This window comes from Providencia sp. PROV150, from assembly GCF_028481025.1.
In the GTDB taxonomy this organism is placed as follows: Bacteria; Pseudomonadota; Gammaproteobacteria; order Enterobacterales; family Enterobacteriaceae; genus Providencia; species Providencia hangzhouensis.
Genome location: NZ_JAMPPJ010000050.1, coordinates 1 through 1,037 on the forward strand (window position 1 = coordinate 1; position 1,037 = coordinate 1,037).

Annotated in this window: 1 protein-coding gene; it reads left to right on the top strand. The window is 50.2% G+C overall.

Annotated elements, in window-relative coordinates:
- Positions 1-1,037 (top strand): RHS repeat domain-containing protein (locus tag PSE83_RS20380; RefSeq protein ID WP_272661066.1); only part of this gene is annotated, 1,037 nt, incomplete at both ends.

Here is a 1,037-nt window from a genome sequence, read left to right on the forward strand (position 1 = left end):
GTCAACTCTAGCCATTACACCGCCACCGGGTTACTCGCCCATCAACGGGCGGGGCGTGGCAGTGAAAACTTCTTGCAATCACTGCAACAGAATCCGCAGCAGCCGCCATTTTGTACTGATGTGCATCGTTCTTATCAATACGACCGTGCACACAATGTGGTGCGTATTGAAGATGACCGTTGGAAGCAAACCACTTATCGGTATAACGCGAACGACCAAATCACCGAAACCCAATACAGTAACCAAATTGGCAATCGCGATGAAAAGTTCCTTTATGATGCGAACCTGAATCTCACCGAGCACATGACATTGCCGTCGGATGCGAAAGGGGCGATGTTGCAGTTATTCCAGCAACAACAAGCAGGACGTGTCACGCGGCGGGATACGGCAAGGGGGTATCAACTTTACCATTACGATGTCAACGGGCGGTTAGAGAAAAAGGTTGTTTATGAACATGGCTATCGACCAAAAGAGTGGCGCTATCTGTGGAACACTCAAAACCAACTGACCGCATGCTTCACACCAAAAGGGGATTGTTGGCGCTATACCTACGATGCGTTTGGTCGCAGGCTGAGTAAAACGCAAACAGTGGATAGCCAAGCGGCTCATATCAATCCACTGTTTCCCCAACTTAAGCCCAAAGTGACGGCATGGCACTATTTGTGGTCGGGCGACCAAATGGTGGAAGAAACGCCGATTTATGCGGATGGGACAATCGCTTATGACTCGCAAGTGCAATGGCTGTATGAACCGGGTGCAATCACACCGACGGCGCGCTATCAAAATGGCAAATTGCATTATGTGGTGACCGACCACCAAGGGACACCCCGAGAGATTTTCACAGAAGCGGGTAAGGCTAGCTGGGCAGGGCGGCTCAATACGTGGGGACAGATGCAGTTTTGGCAATCCCGCGATGGTCTTGCTGACAATGACCCAACTTATACCGAATGTCACTTCCGTTTTGCAGGTCAATATGAAGACCGAGAAACGGGGTTGTATTACAACCGCTTCCGCTATTATGATAAGGACAGTGGGCA